Consider the following 20,765-nt stretch of genomic DNA (forward strand, 5'->3'; position numbering starts at 1 on the left):
TTGGAGACGGGAACGGGCAAGCTTGGAAGAAAGCATTCAGCTCTTGAGTCATAAAAAGTTTCTGATATCATTATTCTAAATATAAAAATGATAGATTGACAAAATGAGCGAAAAGTGAAACGGAGATGAAGAAAATGGAATATACAGAATTTGGAAAGACACAGCTTCGTGTATCCAGGATGTGTCTTGGTACATGGGGAATCGGAGGTGCCGGATGGGATTCTTATTCCGACGAAAGCCGGATGGATGCGATCAAGGCAGCAGTAGATTGTGGAATCAATTTTATTGATACGGCACCCGCCTACAACGGAGGCAGGGCAGAACAGTATATCGGAGAAGTTGTGCACAAACTTGGCGTCAGGAAAGAAGTGATCCTGGCTACCAAGTGTGGAAATGAATTTATTAATGGAAAATATGTACGCTGCGGGTCGGCAGATAAGATCATGCGGGAATGCGAAGAATCACTCCGTAATCTGAAGACAGATTATATCGATGTATATCTGGTCCACTGGCCGGATCCGAATGTTCCGATGGAAGAGACAATGGATGCGATTAATACATTGAAAAAGCAAGGAAAGATTCTGCATATCGGAGTATCGAATTTTACAAAAGAACAGATGGAAGAAGCAGAAAAATATTGTGCTATAGAAGCATATCAGCCACAGTATTCTATGGTAGATCGGAAATGGGAGCAGCTGATCCGGTGGGCCTGTGCTCAGGAAATGGGAGTTATGACTTATGGAACACTCGGAGGAGGCATTTTAACCGGAAAATACAGAGAACTCAAGGAATATGGTGTGGATGATAACCGAAACCGGTTTTACCCATATTTTAAAGAACCGTTGTTTTCAAAAGTAATGCTTCTTTTAAGAACAATGGATCAGATCAGTGAGAAACGAAATGTTCCATTGTCGCAGATTGCATTGAACTGGACCTTGCAGAGACCTTTTATTTCTTCTTGTATTATAGGAGCGCAGAGCCGCGATAAAATTGAGGAGAACTGCAAGGTATTTGAGTGGAAATTAAGCGATGATGAGACGCAGCTGCTGGAACAGGCTTTGAAAAAGACTATTATATAAGACTACAAAGGAAGACGAGGAGGAATAAACATTATGGAAGAGAAGCGTACCGGCTTATTTGAAAACGGTCTGATCTGGTTCGGCGCAGGGGTTTCGATCGCAGAGATCCTGACCGGAACATATCTGGCCCCGCTTGGCATGGGAAAAGGACTGGCGGCAATCATAGTAGGACACATCATTGGTTGTCTGATGCTGTTCCTGGCAGGAGTGATCGGCGGAAAAGTCAGAAAGAGTGCAATGGAGACTGTAAAGATGAGCTTTGGACAGAAAGGAAGTGTTCTGTTTGCGGTCCTGAATGTGTTGCAGCTTGTCGGCTGGACTGCGATCATGATCTATGACGGGGCACTGGCAGCAGACGGTGTGATGCATACCGGTAGATGGATCTGGTGTCTGGTGATCGGAGCACTGATCATTCTGTGGATTGTGATTGGAATTACGAATCTGGGCAGGATCAATACCGTTGCGATGGCAGCATTATTTATCCTGACACTGATTCTGTGCAAGGTGATATTTACGGGAAGCGGGGTGGGAACACCGTCTGACGACAGTATGACATTTGGAGCAGCAGTAGAGCTTGCGGTTGCAATGCCATTATCGTGGCTGCCGCTGATCAGTGACTACACAAGAGAGGCGAAGGAGCCTGTGAAAGCAACTGCAGTCAGTGCGGTTACATATGGAATTGTAAGCTGCTGGATGTATGTGATTGGTATGGGAGCTGCTATCATTACCGGAGAGTATGACATTGCACAGATCATGTTAAAGGCAGGTCTTGGCATCCTGGGACTTCTGATCATTGTATTTTCAACAGTTACAACCACTTTCCTGGATGCATACTCTGCTGGAATCTCCAGTGAGACGGTTGTAAGCAGATGGAACGGAAAGCATGTTGCTATCGTTGTGACAGTGATTGGAACGGCCGCAGCAATTGTATATCCGATGGATAATATAACGAATTTCCTGTATCTGATCGGTTCTGTATTTGCACCGATGATCGCTATCCAGATTGCTGACTTTTTCTTGTTAAAACAAGACAAGAGCAGTCGGGCAGTATATGTGCCGAATATGATCATCTGGGTGATTGGATTCGTTGTGTACAGAATTCTTATGAATGTAGATATGCCGGTAGGAAATACATTGCCGGATATGGTGATCACGATCATCCTGTGTCTGATCGCCGGGAAATTAATACCTGAAAAAAATCAGAAAGAATAAAAAAGTTAAGAAAAATGGCCGCTGTACCAGTAGTGAATAATCTGCTGGCGCAGCGGCCATTTTTTATGATTAAAATTCATGGACAAAATCTATCAACTTTCATAAAAATACTAATTTGTCTTTTATTTAACAAAATCATATAATCAAATTATAGAGAAATGCAAACAAATACAATTATATTTTTATGGAGGTTAGTAAACTATGAAAAACAATTTTCCACACGTATTCAGCCCTCTTACGATCAGAGGTATGACACTCAAAAACCGTGTTGTAATGATGCCTATGGGAAGTGATTTCGCCGGACATGATGGGAAACTGAGCGACGAACATATCAAATATTATGAGCTGCGTGCACGTGGCGGCACAGGGCTTCTGTACGTGCGAGACGTATCATTGACGGAACGGATGCCGGACGTTATATGGTATTGAATACCCTTGAAAGATTAAACTATCTTTAAAATATGTCCCTAAAAGGGAATCCCTTTCCAATATAAATATAAATACAAAGAAGCTTCGGAGAATCCTGCTACCTGTGATTCTCCGAAGCTTTTTGTGAAAATAACTATCTCCGGGTCCACTTCTATGATATGATATAGTATAACTGATCAATAAAAAAACAATTGGGGGAAATACGTAATGAAAAGTTTGCTGATTCTCGGTGCAGGCGGATTCGGCCGGATGGTAGCGGAGACTGCGCAGGCACTGGGGTATGAAAAGGTTGTATTTTTGGATGATGCGGTGAAGGATGAAGCGGTCATCGGAATGTGCTGTGATTATGAGATCAGGCATAAGGAGTATCCGGTGGCAGTAGCAGCATTTGGAAATAACAAGATGCGTCTGTACTGGACGGACAAATTGCTGGAAGAGGGGTATGAGGTACCGGCAATCGTGCATCCGTCTGCAGTTGTAAGTCCGAGTGCGGTGCTGGAGCCGGGCTGCTTTGTGATGCAGAGAGCGGTGGTAAATACCAATACCCGGATCGGGCGTGCGGTGCTGGTGAACAGCGGGGCAATCGTAGATCACAATTCAGTGGTATGTGCCGGAGCGCATGTCGGACTGGGAAGTGTTGTAAAGTCAGACTGTACGATCGAGAGCGGACGCAAAGTGGAGGCAGGAGAAGTGATCTTCTCAACCAGAAGGAAGATCGAGGGCGTGGACAGCCGGAGTCTGGAAGATGCCGTGTACGCATTTGGTTTCGGGCAGCAGTGCAGTTATGTGAAGCCATTCGGAGAAGGACACATCAATGAGACTTATGCAGTCTATATGCCGGGCGCAGATGGAAAGGATACGCCGCTTTATGTTTTGCAGCGCATCAATATTAATGTATTCAAGAACCCGGATCAGGTAATGGCGAATATATTCGGCGTTACGGAGTATCTGCGCGGTATGATCCGTGAGGCAGGCGGAGATCTGGACAGAGAGGCATTATCTTATATTAAGACAAAATCAGGAGAGAGCTATTTTGAAGATGCGGACGGACAGCCATGGCGCTGCCTGCATTATGTACCGGATTCTGTGTGCTATCAGATGGTGGAGAGACCGGAACAGTTCTATCAGTCGGCACTCAGCTTTGGCCATTTTCTGAAGCAGCTGGGGGATTATCCGGCTGAGAGCCTCTATGAGACGATCCCGAAGTTCCACGATACGGTGAAGCGTTTCCATGATTTCAAAGACGCACTGCGGAAAGATGTGAAGAACAGGGCAAGACTTTGCCGTGAAGAAATAGAGTTTGTACTGGCACGCGAGGATGACTGCGGTGTCCTTATGAAGCAGCTTGAGGAGGGAATACTTCCGCTCCGTGTGACGCACAACGATACAAAGCTGAATAACATTTTGTTTGATAAGAATACAGGAGAGGGACTGTGCATCATCGATCTGGACACGATCATGCCTGGACTTGCGGCAAATGACTTTGGTGACTCCATCCGGTTCGGGGCATCGACAGCAGAAGAAGATGAGAAGGATCTGAACAAGGTACACTTTGATATAGAGCTTTACCGCATCTACGTGAAAGGGTATCTGGAGATGGCGAAGGATGTACTGACACCGGCGGAGAACGCCAGTCTTCCGTGGGGAGCGAGACTTATGACACTGGAATGCGGCATGCGTTTTCTTGCTGACTTCCTCCAGGGCGATGTATATTTCAAAACAACTTATCCGGAACACAATCTTGTTCGGGCAAGAACACAGTTCAGGCTTGTAAAAGAGATGGAAGAACAGTTTGATCAGATGCAGGAAATCGTTGAGACGTTCTGAAAGTGAAGGGCAAATTGTTGTAACTAAAATACAATTTAATTTTCAGTTTAAAGTTGACAGATAATAAAATACATTTTATTATAAATATAAGTTTGATATATAAAGATAACGAAGAGAGTTAAAACGGAAGGAGAATTCAACAGATGTTAAACGATAATTTTGTAACATTTGAAATTGGAAAAGCAAAGCATATCGCACTCGTTGCCCATGATGGTAAGAAAAAAGAACTGATCGAATGGTGCGACAAGAATAAGGAAATCTTAAAAGGTCATTTCTTATGCGGTACAGGTACAACCGCACGTCTGATCGCAGAGAAGACCGGGCTTCCGGTAAAGGGATATAACAGCGGCCCGCTCGGAGGAGATCAGCAGGTCGGAGCGAAGATCGTAGAAGGACAGATCGACTTTATGATCTTCCTGTGGGATCCGTTAGAGGCACAGCCGCACGATCCGGATGTAAGAGCATTGTCCCGTATTGCCGTTCTTTACGATATCCCTACAGCTAACAATCTTGCAACAGCAGATTTCATGTTGAAGTCTGAATTTATGAATTCTACATATGAAAGAAAGGTAGAAAACTTTAACAAGACCATTCAGGACAGAGTGGAGAAGATGAAATAGAAGCAAAAGAGCAGCTGCACATTCCGCAAAAAAAGGAATCGCAGCTGTTTTTTTGCCTTTTATATTTCTGCAAAATAAGATTGACATACCGTATCATCTGTGTTATTCTTACACCGTAAACTTTAATACTTTAAAGCGCAACGCTTTAAAGCGGATTAGCAAAAACAAGTAAAAAGAAATGAGGAAAGTAGAGGAGAAAAGTTATGGCGATGAAATTATTGATGCTGGTGATATTTTTTGCAATTATGGTATCGGTTGGCATCTATGCAAGAAAGCATGCGACAAGTGTAGACGGTTATGTGTTAGGGGGGAGATCGGTAGGCCCGTGGCTTACGGCATTTGCGTATGGTACGTCATACTTCTCTGCGGTTGTATTTGTAGGATATGCAGGTCAGTTCGGATGGAAATACGGTCTTGCGTCGACATGGATCGGAATCGGAAATGCGATCATCGGAAGTCTGCTGGCATGGGTGGTACTTGGAAGACGTACCAAGGTAATGACACAGCATCTGAATTCCAAGACGATGCCGGATTTCTTTGGTGAGAGATATGGAAGTAAGGCGCTGAAGATTACGGCTTCAGCGATCGTATTCATATTCCTGGTGCCGTATACAGCTTCTGTATACAATGGATTGTCAAGATTGTTTGGAATGGCATTTAACATTCCTTATAAATATTGTGTAATCGGAATGGCAGTATTTACAGGAATCTATGTTATTCTCGGTGGATACATGGCTACGGCGATCAATGATTTTATTCAGGGAATCATTATGCTGGGCGGCATTGTTGCAGTCATCCTGGCAGTATTAAATGGTCAGGGCGGATTTATTCAGGCAATTAAGACCATGGCAGAGATCCCAAGTGATGTGCCGGTGACAATGGGACAGCCGGGGGCATTTACTTCATTCTTCGGGCCGGATCCGTTGAATCTTCTTGGAGTGGTCATCCTGACTTCTCTTGGAACATGGGGACTTCCGCAGATGGTTGGAAAATTCTATGCGATCAAAGATGAAAAATCTATCAATACGGGAACGGTGATCTCTACATTATTTGCGATCGTGATCTCCGGAGGATGTTACTTCCTCGGAGGATTCGGAAGATTGTTTGATGCACCGGAATTACATGATGAGGCGGGCAATATGATCTTCGACGGAATCATTCCACATATGTTATCAACACTTCCGGATATCCTGATCGGTATCGTAGTAGTGCTGGTATTATCGGCTTCCATGTCAACCCTGGCTTCGCTGGTACTGACATCCAGCTCGACATTGACTTTGGATTTCTTAAAAGACAATGTGATGAAAGATATGAGTGAGAAGAAACAGGTACGAACCATGCAGGTGATGGTAGTATTCTTCATTGTATTATCAGTAGTGATTGCAATGGATCCACCTACATTCATTGCACAGCTTATGGGAATTTCCTGGGGTGCACTGGCCGGAGCATTCCTTGCACCGTTCATGTATGGATTGTACTGGAAAGGTGTGACAAGAGCCGCGGTCTGGGCAAGTTTTGCGGCAGGTGTCGGAATTACGGTTTTGAACCTCTTCTTCCACTTTATTGCATCTCCGATTAATGCAGGAGCAATTGCGATGGTAGCAGGACTGATCGTAGTGCCGGTAGTGAGTGTACTTACACCAAAACTTAAGAAAGACAGGGTGGATGAGATATTTGCCTGCTATGATGAGAAGGTTACAATCACCAAGAAACGTTCTCTGGAACAGAATTAACCGAAATAATCTGAAAAATCGAACATATTAAAAAACATCAAGGGAAGTGATTAAATTTATCACTTCCCTTTTGCGTAGGGATATGTTAGGATATAAAAGTATTAAAAATGAACAACAAAATTGATGATTATTATTGCAAGATGATAAGATTTGAAATATTGGGTAAAAGGAGAGGCTTTTAATTATGAAGAATTATCAGAAATATGAGAAAAGTTATTTCATGCCGCCTGAGGTCACATATGACTGGGCAAAAAAAGATTCGGTAGAACAGCCGCCGAAATGGTGCAGTGTAGATTTAAGAGATGGTAACCAGGCATTGATCGAACCAATGAGTCTGGATGAAAAGCTGGAGTTCTTCCAGATGCTGGTTGATATCGGATTTAAGGAGATTGAGGTTGGATTCCCGGCTGCTTCCGAGACAGAGTATCAGTTCATGAGAACTTTGATTGAGAAAGATATGATTCCGGATGATGTAACCGTTCAGGTCCTGACACAGGCAAGAGAACACATCATCAAGAGAACATTTGAAGCTGTAAAAGGAGCACCTCACGCAGTGATCCATTTATACAATTCTACCTCTGTTGCACAGAGAGAGCAGGTGTTCAGAAAAGATAAAGAACAGGTAAAACAACTTGCGATCGACGGGGCAAAATTACTTCTGAAGCTGGCTAATGAGACAGATGGTAACTTCACATTTGAATACAGTCCGGAAAGTTTCCACGGAACAGAAGTGGACTATGCCGTAGAAGTTTGTAACGCTGTTCTGGATGTATGGCAGCCGACAGCTGATAATAAAGCAATCATTAATATTCCTACAACTGTAGAAAATGCAATGCCTCATACATTTGCATGCCAGTTAGAGTATGTACATAAGCATTTGAAACACAGAGAGAATGTGGTACTTTCACTTCATCCACATAATGACAGAGGATGCGGAGTGGCAACTGCAGAACTGGGTATTCTTGCAGGAGCTGATCGTATCGAGGGTACATTGTTTGGAAACGGAGAACGTACCGGTAACGTTGATATCATCACACTTGGAATGAATATGTATTCCCAGGGTGTAGATCCGGGACTGGATTTCTCTAATATGAGAAAGATCCGCGAGACATATGAGCGTCTGACCAGAATGCAGGTATATGACCGTCAGCCATATTCCGGCGACCTGGTATTTACTGCATTTTCCGGATCACATCAGGATGCGATTGCCAAGGGTATGGCATGGAGAGATGAGAAGAAATGTGATAAATGGACGGTTCCATATCTGCCGATCGATCCGAAGGATGTCGGAAGAGAATACGATTCAGACGTTATCCGTATCAACAGCCAGTCCGGTAAGGGCGGCGTAAACTACATCTTAATGCACAGCCACGGAATCAATCTTCCAAAGGCAATGCGTGAAGAAGTAGGATATATGGTAAAAGATGTATCGGATAAAGCACACAAAGAGCTGACACCAGATTGGGTATACCAGATCTTCTCAGATCATTATATTAATACAAAATCCATCTTCCACATCGACGAGTGCCATTTTAAACAGGTAGATGGAATCACTGCGGAAGTGACGATCAATCATGCAGGAGAGAGCAAAGTGATCACTTCGAATGGAAACGGACGTCTGGATGCAGTAAGTAATGCGATCAAGCAGTATTTTAACATCAGCTATGAATTATCCTTCTATGAGGAGCATTCGCTTACAAAGGGATCTTCTTCTAAGGCTGTGGCTTATGTGGGAATTATCTGCAATGGAAAGACATTCTGGGGTGTAGGAATCGATCCGGATATCATCAGAGCGTCCATTGAAGCCTTGATCGTTGCGGTAAATAAGATTGAAGAACTCGGGAGTGCTGATGCATGTACGGATGCAAGAATGATCGAGATCATGAATTATGTACAGGCGAATTATATTGACATTACATTAGATGACCTGGCAGAAAAATTCTTCCTGTCTAAACCTTATCTGTCAAAATACATTAAGGAAAAATCCGGAATGACATTTGGGGATCTGGTGAAGAAGATCCGCATGAAGAAAGCGAAAGCACTGCTCAAGAGCAGCAATATGACGGTTGAGAATATTGCAATGTCGGTAGGATATCAGAATGTGGAACATTTTAACAGACTGTTCAAGAAAGCTTATAATATGACTCCGATGCAGTTTAGAAATCAGAAATAGAATATGTAATGAAAAGTGACGGGGATGTGCCGGTGGTGCATCCCTTTTTCTGAGGTATAAGGTATGGTGTGCTTTTGAATGGAGGAATAAGGATGTATAGAAGTTGTAAAATTTAACAATATAAGAAAATTGAAAATATATATAGAAAAGATAGGAATCGGGATAGATTTCATGTATAATATGTAATAGACTTTACAGAAAACATGATTGGGAGGAAGAGATAGAAATGTTAAAGTACATATTGATGATCCTTGGCGGTGTGATTTTTATCGCAGGATACTACTTCATGCAGCAGAATGAAGGCAGGGGGAAGACGATGATGTTCTATTCGTTGTTTACTTATGCCGGACTGACACTGGTGATCCTTTCCGGGGCAAGAGTTCTGGATCCTTTCTTTGAAGGACTCGGAAAGAACGGGGAGATGATCCAGCTGGCAGTAGAAGTTGCCTGCTTTGTGATTGGTGCGGAATTACTTCTGAAGCCTGCATTCGAAGACCAGAAAGAGATTGGTACAAAGAAGAATATTACACCACGTGGATCCGGAGATTCATTCAGTGCGAAGGCAAATAAGAAAGAAAGCACGAAGAAGACGAAGAAAAATAATAATCAGATTAAAAGAAGTTACAGTACAGGGAATAAAAAGTATCGTAAAAAATAAGACTTGCATAAGCAAGTCTTATTTTTATGTACGGTATTTAATTCACGAATTATTTACCTTCAACCATCTTGTCGAACTTCTTAGTAAATGCAAGCATGATAACACCGCAGGCAATGATGATGATTGTAACAGCACCATAAGCTTTGATGAAATCAAAGTTTTCGAGCCAGTTATAAAGTGGTCCATAAGCTTTACCAGAGAAGAAGATGATCAGTGGCCATACACCAAGCATAGTTCCAAGAAGTTTCTTTGGAGCATATTTGCTGATGAATGAGTTTCCAAGTGGTGAGAAGATAACTTCTCCGACTGTCATACATACAGCAGCCAGGATGATTACCCAGATACCAACTGGATCTTTTGTTCCCTGTCCGGAAATAATAGCTGCAAGTACCATGGATGCTGTACAAAGACCAAGAACGATAATACCGATAGCTGTCTTTGTGAACATTCCCCAGTCACCCTGTGGACGCTGTCTCATCTTAGCCCAGATTCCTGCGAATACAGGACAAAGGATGATACAAAGAAGTCCGTTCATTGAGTCGAACCATGCAGTAGGCATCTCGAAGGAACCAATGTTCCAGTTAGCCCATCCAAGTCCTGCTTCTGATACTGGACCGAATTCATAGTAAACAGGCATGTAAGCCATGTACCAGATCAGCCAGAAAATACCAGAGAAGAGTGTTACGATACAGATAGCAATAACACGGTTTCTTTCAAGCTTGGTAAGAGGAGCGTTGTCTTTCTCTTTGTCAGCTTTGTCAACATTTTCTGTACGGTTGTCAACAAGGAATGGTTTCTTTCCGGCATCGCCGAATGATTTCATTCCGATGAACCACCATACACAGTCGATAAACAGGAAGATTCCGCAGACAAGGAACATTGCACGGTATCCGGCGCTCTTACCAACCAGTGAAAGGAAAGTAGTTCCGCAGAATGAACCGATGTTAACGAACATATACTGTAAGTTGAATACAGTGTCGAGTTCGTCCTGATCAGCTAATGGGAAGAGACGTCCGTTGATACCAGATACGTTTCCTTTGAAGAAACCAGTTCCGATAGAAACGAGAATGATCATTGCCCATAACATTGCGATGCCGTTAGCCTCTGTTGCTCTCCATGCACACAGATAACCAAGACCCATAAGGATCTCACCAACAGGAACAAGAATACGAGGACTAATCCAACGGTCAGCGATATATCCACCGATGATAGGTGTGATATAAGTAAATGCTACCAGGTTAGAACTCATTGCAGCACCAACGGATTTGTCAAGTCCAAGACCACCGTTTGCTGCAGTGGCTGCGATGAAAATCGTAAGCCCCCATTTAGCTGCATAGTATGCAAGTCTTTCAAAAGAATAAGTCAGACAGCACACATAGAAACCAAATGGTAATTTTTTCTTAGTGTTCTCCATGAGATTCACCCTCCAATATGAAATTTTTCTTTGGTTTTAACAATACGAGGAAAAACCTCTCATGTTTAAAACTCTCAACGTAGTTAATCTTATCACAAACCAGACTAAAGTACAACTGATTGTTTAAGAAAAAGTTAAGGTTTTTTATATTTTGTTAGGAATATATATGTTGATATGTAATAAAACGACCATATTATATAGACGGAAAATGTAAGCAAAAATCACTAAATGATAATAGGAATCAAAAATAAACAGAAGCGGTTATAGAGAAACCCTATAGAGAGAACACATAGAAGAGTTTATAGATAATTTACAAATAATTATAAAGTATTTTCTTGAATAATCAACTATATAAGGATATAATAAGACACAGATTTTGTAAAGGGGAAAATGATATGGCGAATTATTACCGTGTGGCATATAAAGAGTCACAGAATACGTTGAAGCAGATCTGCGAACTTTTCCGAGTGGACAGCAGTGATATTACGATTAAGTTCGTGATGACAGTGATGGGACCGCTTGTGTTCTATTTTATGTGGGAATATGGAAACCCGGGAGGCGGTACGCCGGGAGGAATGACTTTTTTTGTCATTAAGTATATTGTAGTCTGGGCACTGGCATTTGTTGCGGCAGTGATACTGAACAGAACAATCTGGAGAAAGGTGTTATCGACAACGGCGGTCGGGGATGCAGAAGATCAGTTTGACAGACGATGCAGATTAAACGGTGGACCGGTGAGTTCCGAAATCCACTTTTTTGATGATCACTTTGACAGTGTAACTGCGAAAAAGACAAGATCATTTTCGTACCAAGATGTTACCAAGATCCTGGAGACGAAAGAGGCATTCGGTGTAGTTGTGAAGGCAGATCCCGAGACGGTCGGATCGGCGAGAGCGATGATCGGATTTCCAAAGACTGCACTGGAAGGAAACAATACGGACGAACTGGCGGAGTTCCTTCTGACGAGATGCAAGAATATGAAACGGAAGAAAGTAAAGAAGTTTTAAAGCTGATTTTTGAACATAGAACAGAAATAAAACAGACAAAAAGGTCATGTGTGTACATAGATGTACGGATATACACATGGCCTTTTTCAATCGCCAGGCGTTCGGAAGAAGCTGCCAGTGGCAGGTTCTGCAGATACTGAAATACAGTATATTATTTCAGAAAAATGCATATTTAAAAGTTAACCATAGATGCCAAAAAGGTTGACTTTTGACACGGAAATGTAAGATTTTAATGCCATTTTAATAGGAAGAAACGACTCGTCAAGTATTTAACAAAAAACAATATAAAGGTATTGCGCTAAAGTGTCAAAAACAGTATAATATAATTGGAAAAAATTTGGTTTTACTTTTGATACAAGAATCAGGAAAAACCCAATTTAAAATAATGAAAATGGAGGGCTAGACTATGGGCAACATGGCAGCAGACAATGCAGCAGGTAAGAGAATCAACAGTTTACTTGATGCAGGCAGTTTTGTTGAGATCGGTGGAGCTGTAACAGCAAGAACAACTGATTTTAACATGCAGGAAAAAGAAACTCCAGCAGACGGTGTTATCACCGGATATGGAGTGATCGATGGAAATCTGGTATACGTATACAGCCAGGACGCTACTGTTTTAAATGGTGCGATCGGTGAGATGCATGCAAAGAAGATTTCTAATATCTACGATATGGCAATGAAGATGGGAGCACCGGTCATCGGATTGGTTGACTGCGCCGGATTCAGACTGCAGGAAGCTACAGATGCTTTAGAGGCATTTGGAAAACTTTATCAGAAACAGTCAATGGCTTCCGGAGTGATTCCTCAGATCACAGCAATCTTCGGAACATGTGGCGGTGGACTTTCTATCGTACCTGCTCTGACAGATTTCACATTCATGGAGACAAAGAATGGTAAATTATTTACCAATACTCCAAATGCAATTCCGGGAAATGACATTTCTAAATGTGATACATCTTCCGCAAAATTCCAGAGTGAGACAACCGGTCTTGTAGACGGAATCGGATCTGAAGAAGAGATTCTTGCAGATATCCGTTCTCTCGTATGCATGTTACCAAGCAACAACGAAGAGGATTCTTCTTATGAAGAATGTAACGATGATCTGAACCGTGTATGTGCAGACCTTGCTAATGCAAAAGAAGACACAGCGATCGCTCTTACAATGATTTCTGATGACAACATCTTCTGCGAAGTGAAGAAAGCATATGCAAAAGATATGGTGGCAGGATTCATCAAACTGAATGGTATGACTGTTGGTGCAGTTGCAAACCGTTCAAAAGTATATAACGAAGAAGCTGAAGTAGAGGCTGAATTTGACGGCTCTCTTTCTGCTGACGGAGCTGAAAAGGCTGCAGAATTCGTACAGTTCTGTGATGCATTCAACATCCCTGTACTGACACTTACAAATGTAAGCGGATTTACAGCAAGCGAATACGATGAGAAACGTATTGCAAAATCAGCAGCAAAACTTACTTATGCATTTGCAGATGCAACAGTACCGAAGGTAAATGTTGTGATCGGTAAAGCATTCGGAAGTGCTTATGTGACAATGAACAGCAAAGCAGTCGGAGCAGATATGGTATATGCATGGCCGGAAGCAGAGATCGGAATGATGGACGCAAACCAGGCAGCCAAGATCATGTATGCAGACGCTGATGCAGCAACAATCAGAGAAAAAGCAGCAGAATATAAGAATCTGCAGTCAAGCCCATTATCAGCAGCGAAAAGAGGATATGTGGATACAATCATCGAAGCAGCAGATACAAGAAAATATGTGATCGGCGCATTCGAGATGTTATTCACAAAAAGAGAGGATCGTCCGGTAAAGAAACACGGTACGGTTTAGAGAGGTGAGGCAAAGTGAAGAAAAAATTAAGCGTATTACTTTGTGTGCTTGTCGCAATGCTCTGCTTTACCGCTTGCGGAAGTAAGAAAGAAAATCTTCAGTATGATAAATCAACCATCACACAGGCAACGGATTTTCTGATCGAGTATTGCAACAGTGCAGATGCAGATACTATCGAACAGTGGAACAAGATGACAGATTTCCAGATCGAGTCTCAATTGAATCAGGCAGGAGTTCCATTTACGCAGGATAGTTTCCTTGCAGCTCTGGATGCATGGCAGCAGGGAACAAAAGAGTGTGGAGAATATGTAAGTCATGGTGATTACAAATTCGAGCCATCCTCTGATGAACTGAAAGTAACGACCAGTGCAAAATTCAAAGACCGTGATGCAGACATTACATTTGTTTTTGATGAGAACCTTTATCTGGACAGTACAACGATCGATGCACATTACAGCATCGGCGAGATCATGGAAAAAGCAGGACTTAATACAATCCTTGGTATGGGAACTGTATTCGTAATCCTGATCTTTATCTCTATTCTGATCTCTCTGTTCAAATATATCCCTGCTCTTGAAGCAAAATTCAAGAACAAAGGAAAAGCAGAAAGCACACAGGAAGCGGCACCGGCTCCGGCAGCAGTTGCAGCACCTGTAGTAGAAGAAGCATCTAACGATGATGAACTGGCAGCAGTTATTTCCGCAGCGATCGCAGCTTATGAAGCAGAAGCTGGTGGAAGCACAGACGGCTTCGTAGTAAGAAGCATCAAGCGTCGTCCATCAAATAAGTGGCACGCATAATTAATTAGGAGGATGAATTCAATGAAAAATTATACAATCACAGTGAATGGCAATGTATATGATGTAACAGTAGAAGAAAACGGAGCAGGTGCAGCACCAGTTGCAAGACCTGCAGCAGCACCGAAGGCAGCTCCTGCGGCAGCACCAGCAGCACCAAAGGCAGCACCTGCAGGCGGAGCCGGATCCATCGAAGTAAAAGCCGGAGCAGCAGGAAAGGTATTCAAGATCGAAGCAAATGTAGGTCAGGCTGTAAAGAAGGGTGATGCAGTTGTCATCATCGAGGCTATGAAGATGGAAATCCCAGTTGTAGCACCGGAAGACGGAACCGTTGCAAGCATTGATGTAGCAGTAGGCGATGCAATTGATTCAGGCGCTGTTCTTGCTACATTGAACTAACATCATTTATATGGTGTTTATCTAACACGACTGGAGGTTAAAAAATGGAATATATAACGACAACATTAGGAAACCTCGTGCATCAGACGGCGTTTTTCAGTCTTACATGGGGCAATGTAGTCATGATCGCGGTTGCATGTGTTTTCCTTTATCTTGCAATCAGACACGGATTCGAGCCTCTGCTTCTTGTTCCAATCGCATTCGGTATGTTACTGGTTAACATTTATCCGGACATCATGCTTCATGCAGAAGATGCGGCAAATGGAACAGGCGGACTGCTTTACTACTTCTATAAACTGGATGAGTGGTCAATCCTCCCTTCCCTGATCTTCATGGGTGTAGGAGCGATGACAGACTTCGGACCACTGATCGCTAACCCTAAGAGCTTCCTTCTTGGTGCCTCTGCTCAGTTCGGTATCTTTGCAGCATACCTTGGAGCGATGGCTATGGGATTCTCTGACAAAGCGGCGGCAGCAATCTCGATCATTGGTGGAGCTGACGGACCTACCTCTATCTTCCTTGCAGGTAAGTTACAGCAGACAGCATTACTTGGACCAATCGCAGTAGCGGCATATTCTTATATGTCACTGGTGCCGATCATCCAGCCACCGATCATGAAGCTTCTGACAACAGAAAAAGAACGTAAGATTAAGATGGAACAGTTAAGACCTGTTTCTAAGCTTGAGAAGATCTTATTCCCGGTCATCGTTACGATCGTTGTGTGCGTGATCCTTCCTACAACAGCACCACTGGTTGGTATGTTAATGCTTGGTAACCTGTTCCGTGAGTCGGGAGTTGTAAGACAGTTAACAGAGACAGCTTCCAATGCAATGATGTACATCGTAGTTATCCTGCTTGGAACATCCGTAGGAGCAACAACGAGTGCCGAGGCATTCCTTAATATGGATACGATCAAGATCGTAATTCTTGGTTTGATCGCATTCGCATTCGGTACAGCAGCAGGTGTACTGTTCGGTAAACTGATGTGTGTTGCAACACATGGTAAGGTTAATCCACTGATTGGTTCTGCCGGTGTATCTGCAGTTCCAATGGCAGCCAGAGTATCACAGAAGGTCGGAGCTGAAGCAGACCCGACAAACTTCCTTCTGATGCATGCTATGGGACCAAACGTTGCGGGTGTTATTGGTACAGCCGTAGCTGCCGGAACATTCATGGCAATCTTTGGCGTAGGAATTTAAGCGATATATAATTAGGAGGAAAGAAAATGGCAGATATAGTAAAAAAACCTGTAGAGATTACAGAAACGATCCTGCGTGATGCGCATCAGTCTCTGATCGCAACCCGTATGACAACAGAGCAGATGCTCCCGATCGTTGATAAAATGGACAAGGTTGGGTATCATTCCGTAGAGTGCTGGGGTGGAGCTACATTCGATGCATCTCTTCGTTTCTTAAAAGAAGATCCATGGGAAAGACTTCGTAAATTCCGTGATGGATTCAAGAATACAAAACTTCAGATGTTGTTCCGTGGACAGAACATCTTAGGATATCGTCCATATGCAGATGATGTGGTAGAATATTTCGTACAGAAATCTGCTGCCAACGGAATCGACATCATCCGTATCTTTGACTGCTTAAATGATCTTCGTAACCTGAAGACAGCAGTTAAGGCTGCAAACAAAGAAAAAGTAGAAGCTCAGATCGCATTATCTTACACTTTAGGTGATGCTTATACACTGGATTACTGGGTAGACATTGCCAAGAAGATTGAAGAGATGGGTGCAAACTCTATCTGTATCAAAGATATGGCTGGTCTTCTGACACCGTATAAGGCAACAGAGCTGATCGGAGCAATGAAAGAAGCTGTAGATCTTCCAATCCAGCTTCATACACACTACACATCAGGTGTTGCTTCTATGACTTACATGAAAGCAGTAGAGGCCGGTGTAGATGTCATTGATACCGCAATCTCACCATTCGCACTTGGAACATCTCAGCCTGCAACAGAAGTTATGGTTGAGACATTCAAGGGAACACCTTATGATACAGGATTAGACCAGAAACTTCTGGCAGAGATCGCTGACTACTTCCGCCCGATCCGTGACGAAGCTCTTGACAGCGGACTCTTGAATCCAAAGAACCTTGGTGTTAACATCAAGACTCTTCTGTATCAGGTACCAGGCGGAATGCTTTCTAACCTGACATCTCAGTTAAAAGAGCAGGGTGCTGAAGACAAGTTCTACGATGTACTTGAGGAAGTGCCAAGAGTACGTAAAGACCTTGGAGAACCACCACTTGTAACACCTTCATCACAGATCGTTGGTACACAGGCTGTATTTAACGTACTGATGGGAGAACGTTACAAAGTTGCTACAAAAGAGACAAAAGACCTCTTAAGTGGAAAATACGGACAGACAGTAAAACCTATGAATCCGGACGTGATCAAGAAAGTACTTGGCGATGATCCTGAGATCATCACATGCCGTCCGGCAGATCTGATTCCGGATGAGTTAGACACACTCCGCAAAGAATGTGAACAGTGGATCCAACAGGATGAAGATGTACTGTCTTACGCACTGTTCCCACAGGTTGCTGTAGACTTCTTCAAGTATAGAGAAGCACAGCAGACAAAGGTGGATGCGACAGTAGCGGATACGGAAAACGGTAGTTATCCTGTATAGGTTTTCGAGAGGACGTCAAGTGTAGAAGTTCCTGATTCAATGCGACTTCGGGTGCTTGCAAGGCGTAAGCGAAAAAAAGACGATAAGATAAGAACCGAATACATTCGGACGGAAAATCCTGATGATTTTCCGCCTCAGGTATTCTTTTGGGATGTGCTTGTAGCACATCCCAAATCTTATTTTATCGTCTTTTTTTCACCAACTCCTTGCAAAGCACCCTGCGAATGCATGAAACCAGGCACTTCTACACTTGGCTGTTCGCGAAAATATACGGAGGATAGCGGGGAGTATGGCTTCTCAGAAAGTAGTGGAAAAAGCGAGCTGAAAAACGTTTTCCGGCGGAGCCCCAATAGCTTGGTGGTAACAGTAAATTCACTTTCGGTTGTCGGAGTGTATGGCTGAGGGAGATGTGGAGGTTTGGGTGGATGGGCATCCGTTGGCGGGAATAGAAGATGTTAAAAGAAAGTTTGGGTAAAATCAGGATTTGCTCTGTGCTACAGGCACAGAGCGAAAGAATACCTGAGGTGAGAAATCATCAGATTTCTCGCCGAATGTATTCGGTGCCTGATTTTACCCAAGCTTTCTTTGTTACATCTTCTTCCCGTCCATAAGCGCCCATCCACCCAAACCTCCACATCTCCCGTCCCCACACACCCGACATCCGATTGACTATTCCCCCACAAAGCTATATAATAAAACCATTGTTTGAAAAAGAGGTACATCGCATGAGCGCAAAGAATGAACTGCTGAAGATGATCGATGAAAGATATCACAAATTCAGCAAAGGACAGAAAAAACTGGCGGATTTTATCCGTGAGGATTATGATAAGGCAGCTTTTTTGACAGCTGCGAAGATGGGGGGAGAGGTCGGTGTCAGTGAATCGACGGTGGTGAGATTTGCGACGGCCCTTGGATATGACGGATACCCGGAATTTCAGAAAGCTCTGGGAGAACTGGTGAGGATGAAGCTGAATTCCATCCAGCGTATGGAAGTGACGTATGGACGGATCAGCCAGGGGGAGATTCTGACATCGGTTCTGCATTCGGATATTGAGAAGATCAAGCTTACGATGGAAGCAATTGATCATGAAGCATTTGAGATGGCGGTAGATACGATCCTGAAAGCAAAGAGGATCTATGTGATCGGGATACGAAGCTGTTCGCCACTTGCAAGTTTCTTAAGTTTTTATCTGAATCTGATCTGTGAGAATGTGACAGCGGTTAATACGAACAGTTCTAGTGAGATTTTTGAACAACTGATCCGTGTCAGCGAGGATGATGTGGTGATCGGGATCAGCTTTCCCAGATATTCGATGCGTACTTTGAAAGCACTGGAATTTGCAAGTAATAGAAAAGCAACAGTGATCACGTTGACGGACAGTGTACATTCTCCGATGACACTGTATTCTTCCTGCAATCTGATCGCAAGAAGTGATATGGCGTCAATCGTAGATTCGCTGGTAGCACCATTGAGTGTGATCAATGCGCTGGTGGTAGCTCTTTGTATGAAGAAACAGAAAGAGGTTATCACAACACTTGAGACATTGGAGCAGATCTGGGATGAGTATCAGGTGTATAGCAAAGATGAATTGAATATGGTGGACGACAGAGTCGAACTTTCCGGAAATGAGAAAGAGTAGAACCGGCAGAAAAGAATATGAAGAAAAAGACAAATAGAAAAGGACAAATAGAAGATGAGTAAAGTAGTTGTCATCGGAGGCGGTGCGGCAGGAATGTTTGCCTCTATTGCAGCGGCCGGGTGTGGACATCAGGTCGTGGTATATGAAAAGAATGAAAAGCTTGGAAAGAAACTTTATATCACGGGAAAAGGCAGATGCAATATTACCAATGCCTGTGATATGGAAGGCCTGTTCGATGCGGTCAGAACAAATGCAAAGTTTTTATACAGTAGTTTTTATGGATACACGAATCAGCAGGTGATTGATTTCTTTGAACGAATCAGTGTGCCGACAAAGATTGAGCGCGGCGACCGTGTGTTCCCGGTGTCGGATCATTCTTCGGACGTGATCCGCGGGCTGGAGCGGGAGATGGACCGCCTGGGTGTGAAAGTACATCTGCGGACAGCTGTGAAAAAGGTTGTCGCAAAAGACGGACATTTTGAAAAAATCATACTTGGAGATCAGAGACAGATTCATGCGGATGCCTGTATCATTGCAACAGGAGGGCTGTCTTATCAGTCAACAGGATCAACCGGAGATGGATTCCGGTTTGCAGAAAGTCTCGGACATACGGTGACGGATTGTATGCCTGCGCTTGTGCCGATGGAATGCAAAGAGGAGTGGGTGCCTGAATTGCAGGGACTTTCACTTCGAAATGTTAATGTAACGATTCTTGACGGCAAGAAAAAGCTGTATGATGATTTTGGGGAAATGTTATTCACGCATTACGGTGTGAGTGGACCGCTGATCCTAAGTGCCAGCAGTTATGTGGGAAAGAAATTGAAGGCAAAAGAACTGACACTTAAGATTGATCTGAAACCAGCTCTTTCGGAAGAACAGCTTGATCACAGAGTGCTCCGGGAATTTGAAGAGAATCAGAACCGACAGTTTAAGAACGCGGTGCACAAGCTGTTCCCGTCGAAACTGATCCCGGTTATGATTGAACTGAGCGGGATCGATCCCGAGAAGAAGGTCAATGTGATCACGAAAGAAGAACGTCTTGGATTTGTAAGACTGATTAAGGGCCTGACGTGTACATTGACAGATTTAAGAGATTATAACGAGGCAATCATAACTAAAGGTGGAATTAAAATCAAAGAAGTTGATCCTGGAACGATGGAATCCAAACTGGTGAAGGGATTACATTTTGCAGGAGAGGTACTGGATCTGGATGCGGTAACAGGTGGATTCAACCTTCAGATCGCGTGGTCTACGGCATATGCGGCCGGAACGGGGATTCAGATATAGAGT

17 protein-coding genes are annotated in these 20,765 nt (G+C 43.3%); 16 read left to right on the plus strand and 1 reads right to left on the minus strand.

Going from position 1 to position 20,765, the window contains the following annotated elements:
- The first annotated feature begins 134 nt into the window (after positions 1-134).
- From NCY30_RS00990 to NCY30_RS01025, 8 genes are all read left to right on the plus strand, one after another.
- Positions 135-1,079 carry an aldo/keto reductase gene (locus NCY30_RS00990; protein ID WP_250818395.1) on the plus strand — a complete coding sequence of 315 codons (945 nt, stop codon included), beginning with the start codon at positions 135-137 and terminating at the stop codon, positions 1,077-1,079.
- Positions 1,080-1,112: 33 nt separating this feature from the next.
- On the plus strand, positions 1,113-2,291 hold the full coding sequence (gene cytX / locus NCY30_RS00995; protein ID WP_250818396.1) for a putative hydroxymethylpyrimidine transporter CytX: 1,179 nt from the start codon (positions 1,113-1,115) through the stop codon (positions 2,289-2,291).
- Positions 2,292-2,492: 201 nt separating this feature from the next.
- Complete coding sequence (locus NCY30_RS01000) at positions 2,493-2,720, plus strand: oxidoreductase (RefSeq protein ID WP_250818397.1); 228 nt, start codon at positions 2,493-2,495, stop codon at positions 2,718-2,720.
- Between the two features lie 207 nt (positions 2,721-2,927).
- Positions 2,928-4,547: a PglD-related sugar-binding protein gene (locus NCY30_RS01005; RefSeq protein ID WP_144101042.1), complete on the plus strand. Its 1,620-nt coding sequence runs from the start codon at positions 2,928-2,930 to the stop codon at positions 4,545-4,547.
- Positions 4,548-4,690: 143 nt separating this feature from the next.
- Positions 4,691-5,167, plus strand: a complete 477-nt coding sequence (locus NCY30_RS01010) for a methylglyoxal synthase (protein WP_006427320.1) — start codon at positions 4,691-4,693, stop codon at positions 5,165-5,167.
- Positions 5,168-5,370: 203 nt separating this feature from the next.
- Positions 5,371-6,900, plus strand: coding sequence for a sodium:solute symporter family transporter (locus NCY30_RS01015; protein ID WP_250818398.1), 1,530 nt, complete (start codon positions 5,371-5,373; stop codon positions 6,898-6,900).
- 184 nt (positions 6,901-7,084) lie between these two features.
- Entirely contained in the window at positions 7,085-9,073 is a 1,989-nt protein-coding gene (locus tag NCY30_RS01020; protein ID WP_250818399.1) for a 2-isopropylmalate synthase, read from the plus strand.
- A gap of 226 nt (positions 9,074-9,299) precedes the next feature.
- Entirely contained in the window at positions 9,300-9,731 is a 432-nt protein-coding gene (locus NCY30_RS01025; protein ID WP_028085856.1) for a hypothetical protein, read from the plus strand.
- Positions 9,732-9,780: 49 nt separating this feature from the next.
- Here the strand turns inward: NCY30_RS01025 and NCY30_RS01030 are convergent, their stop codons facing one another.
- Positions 9,781-11,145: a peptide MFS transporter gene (locus tag NCY30_RS01030; protein WP_250818400.1), complete on the minus strand. Its 1,365-nt coding sequence runs from the start codon at positions 11,143-11,145 to the stop codon at positions 9,781-9,783.
- A gap of 395 nt (positions 11,146-11,540) precedes the next feature.
- Between NCY30_RS01030 and NCY30_RS01035 the strand changes: the two genes are divergently transcribed.
- The 8 genes from NCY30_RS01035 (at position 11,541) to NCY30_RS01070 (ending at position 20,762) form a co-directional block, all read left to right on the plus strand.
- Entirely contained in the window at positions 11,541-12,152 is a 612-nt protein-coding gene (locus NCY30_RS01035; protein ID WP_055180383.1) for a hypothetical protein, read from the plus strand.
- 406 nt (positions 12,153-12,558) lie between these two features.
- Complete coding sequence (locus tag NCY30_RS01040; RefSeq protein ID WP_006427328.1) at positions 12,559-13,998, plus strand: acyl-CoA carboxylase subunit beta; 1,440 nt, start codon at positions 12,559-12,561, stop codon at positions 13,996-13,998.
- Positions 13,999-14,012: 14 nt separating this feature from the next.
- Positions 14,013-14,798, plus strand: coding sequence for an OadG family transporter subunit (locus NCY30_RS01045; protein WP_044919903.1), 786 nt, complete (start codon positions 14,013-14,015; stop codon positions 14,796-14,798).
- A gap of 21 nt (positions 14,799-14,819) precedes the next feature.
- Positions 14,820-15,194: a biotin/lipoyl-containing protein gene (locus tag NCY30_RS01050; RefSeq protein WP_006427330.1), complete on the plus strand. Its 375-nt coding sequence runs from the start codon at positions 14,820-14,822 to the stop codon at positions 15,192-15,194.
- Between the two features lie 44 nt (positions 15,195-15,238).
- Positions 15,239-16,393 carry a sodium ion-translocating decarboxylase subunit beta gene (locus tag NCY30_RS01055; protein ID WP_117597377.1) on the plus strand — a complete coding sequence of 385 codons (1,155 nt, stop codon included), beginning with the start codon at positions 15,239-15,241 and terminating at the stop codon, positions 16,391-16,393.
- 26 nt (positions 16,394-16,419) lie between these two features.
- A complete protein-coding gene (locus NCY30_RS01060) occupies positions 16,420-17,835 on the plus strand; it encodes an oxaloacetate decarboxylase subunit alpha (RefSeq protein ID WP_117597378.1) in 1,416 nt (471 codons plus the stop codon).
- Between the two features lie 725 nt (positions 17,836-18,560).
- Entirely contained in the window at positions 18,561-19,475 is a 915-nt protein-coding gene (locus NCY30_RS01065; protein ID WP_022415652.1) for a MurR/RpiR family transcriptional regulator, read from the plus strand.
- A gap of 54 nt (positions 19,476-19,529) precedes the next feature.
- On the plus strand, positions 19,530-20,762 hold the full coding sequence (locus NCY30_RS01070) for an NAD(P)/FAD-dependent oxidoreductase (protein ID WP_250818401.1): 1,233 nt from the start codon (positions 19,530-19,532) through the stop codon (positions 20,760-20,762).
- Positions 20,763-20,765 lie beyond the last annotated feature (3 nt).

The organism is Dorea sp. MB18-49 (assembly GCF_023669465.1).
GTDB classification, from domain to species: Bacteria; Bacillota; Clostridia; order Lachnospirales; family Lachnospiraceae; genus Dorea_A; species Dorea_A longicatena.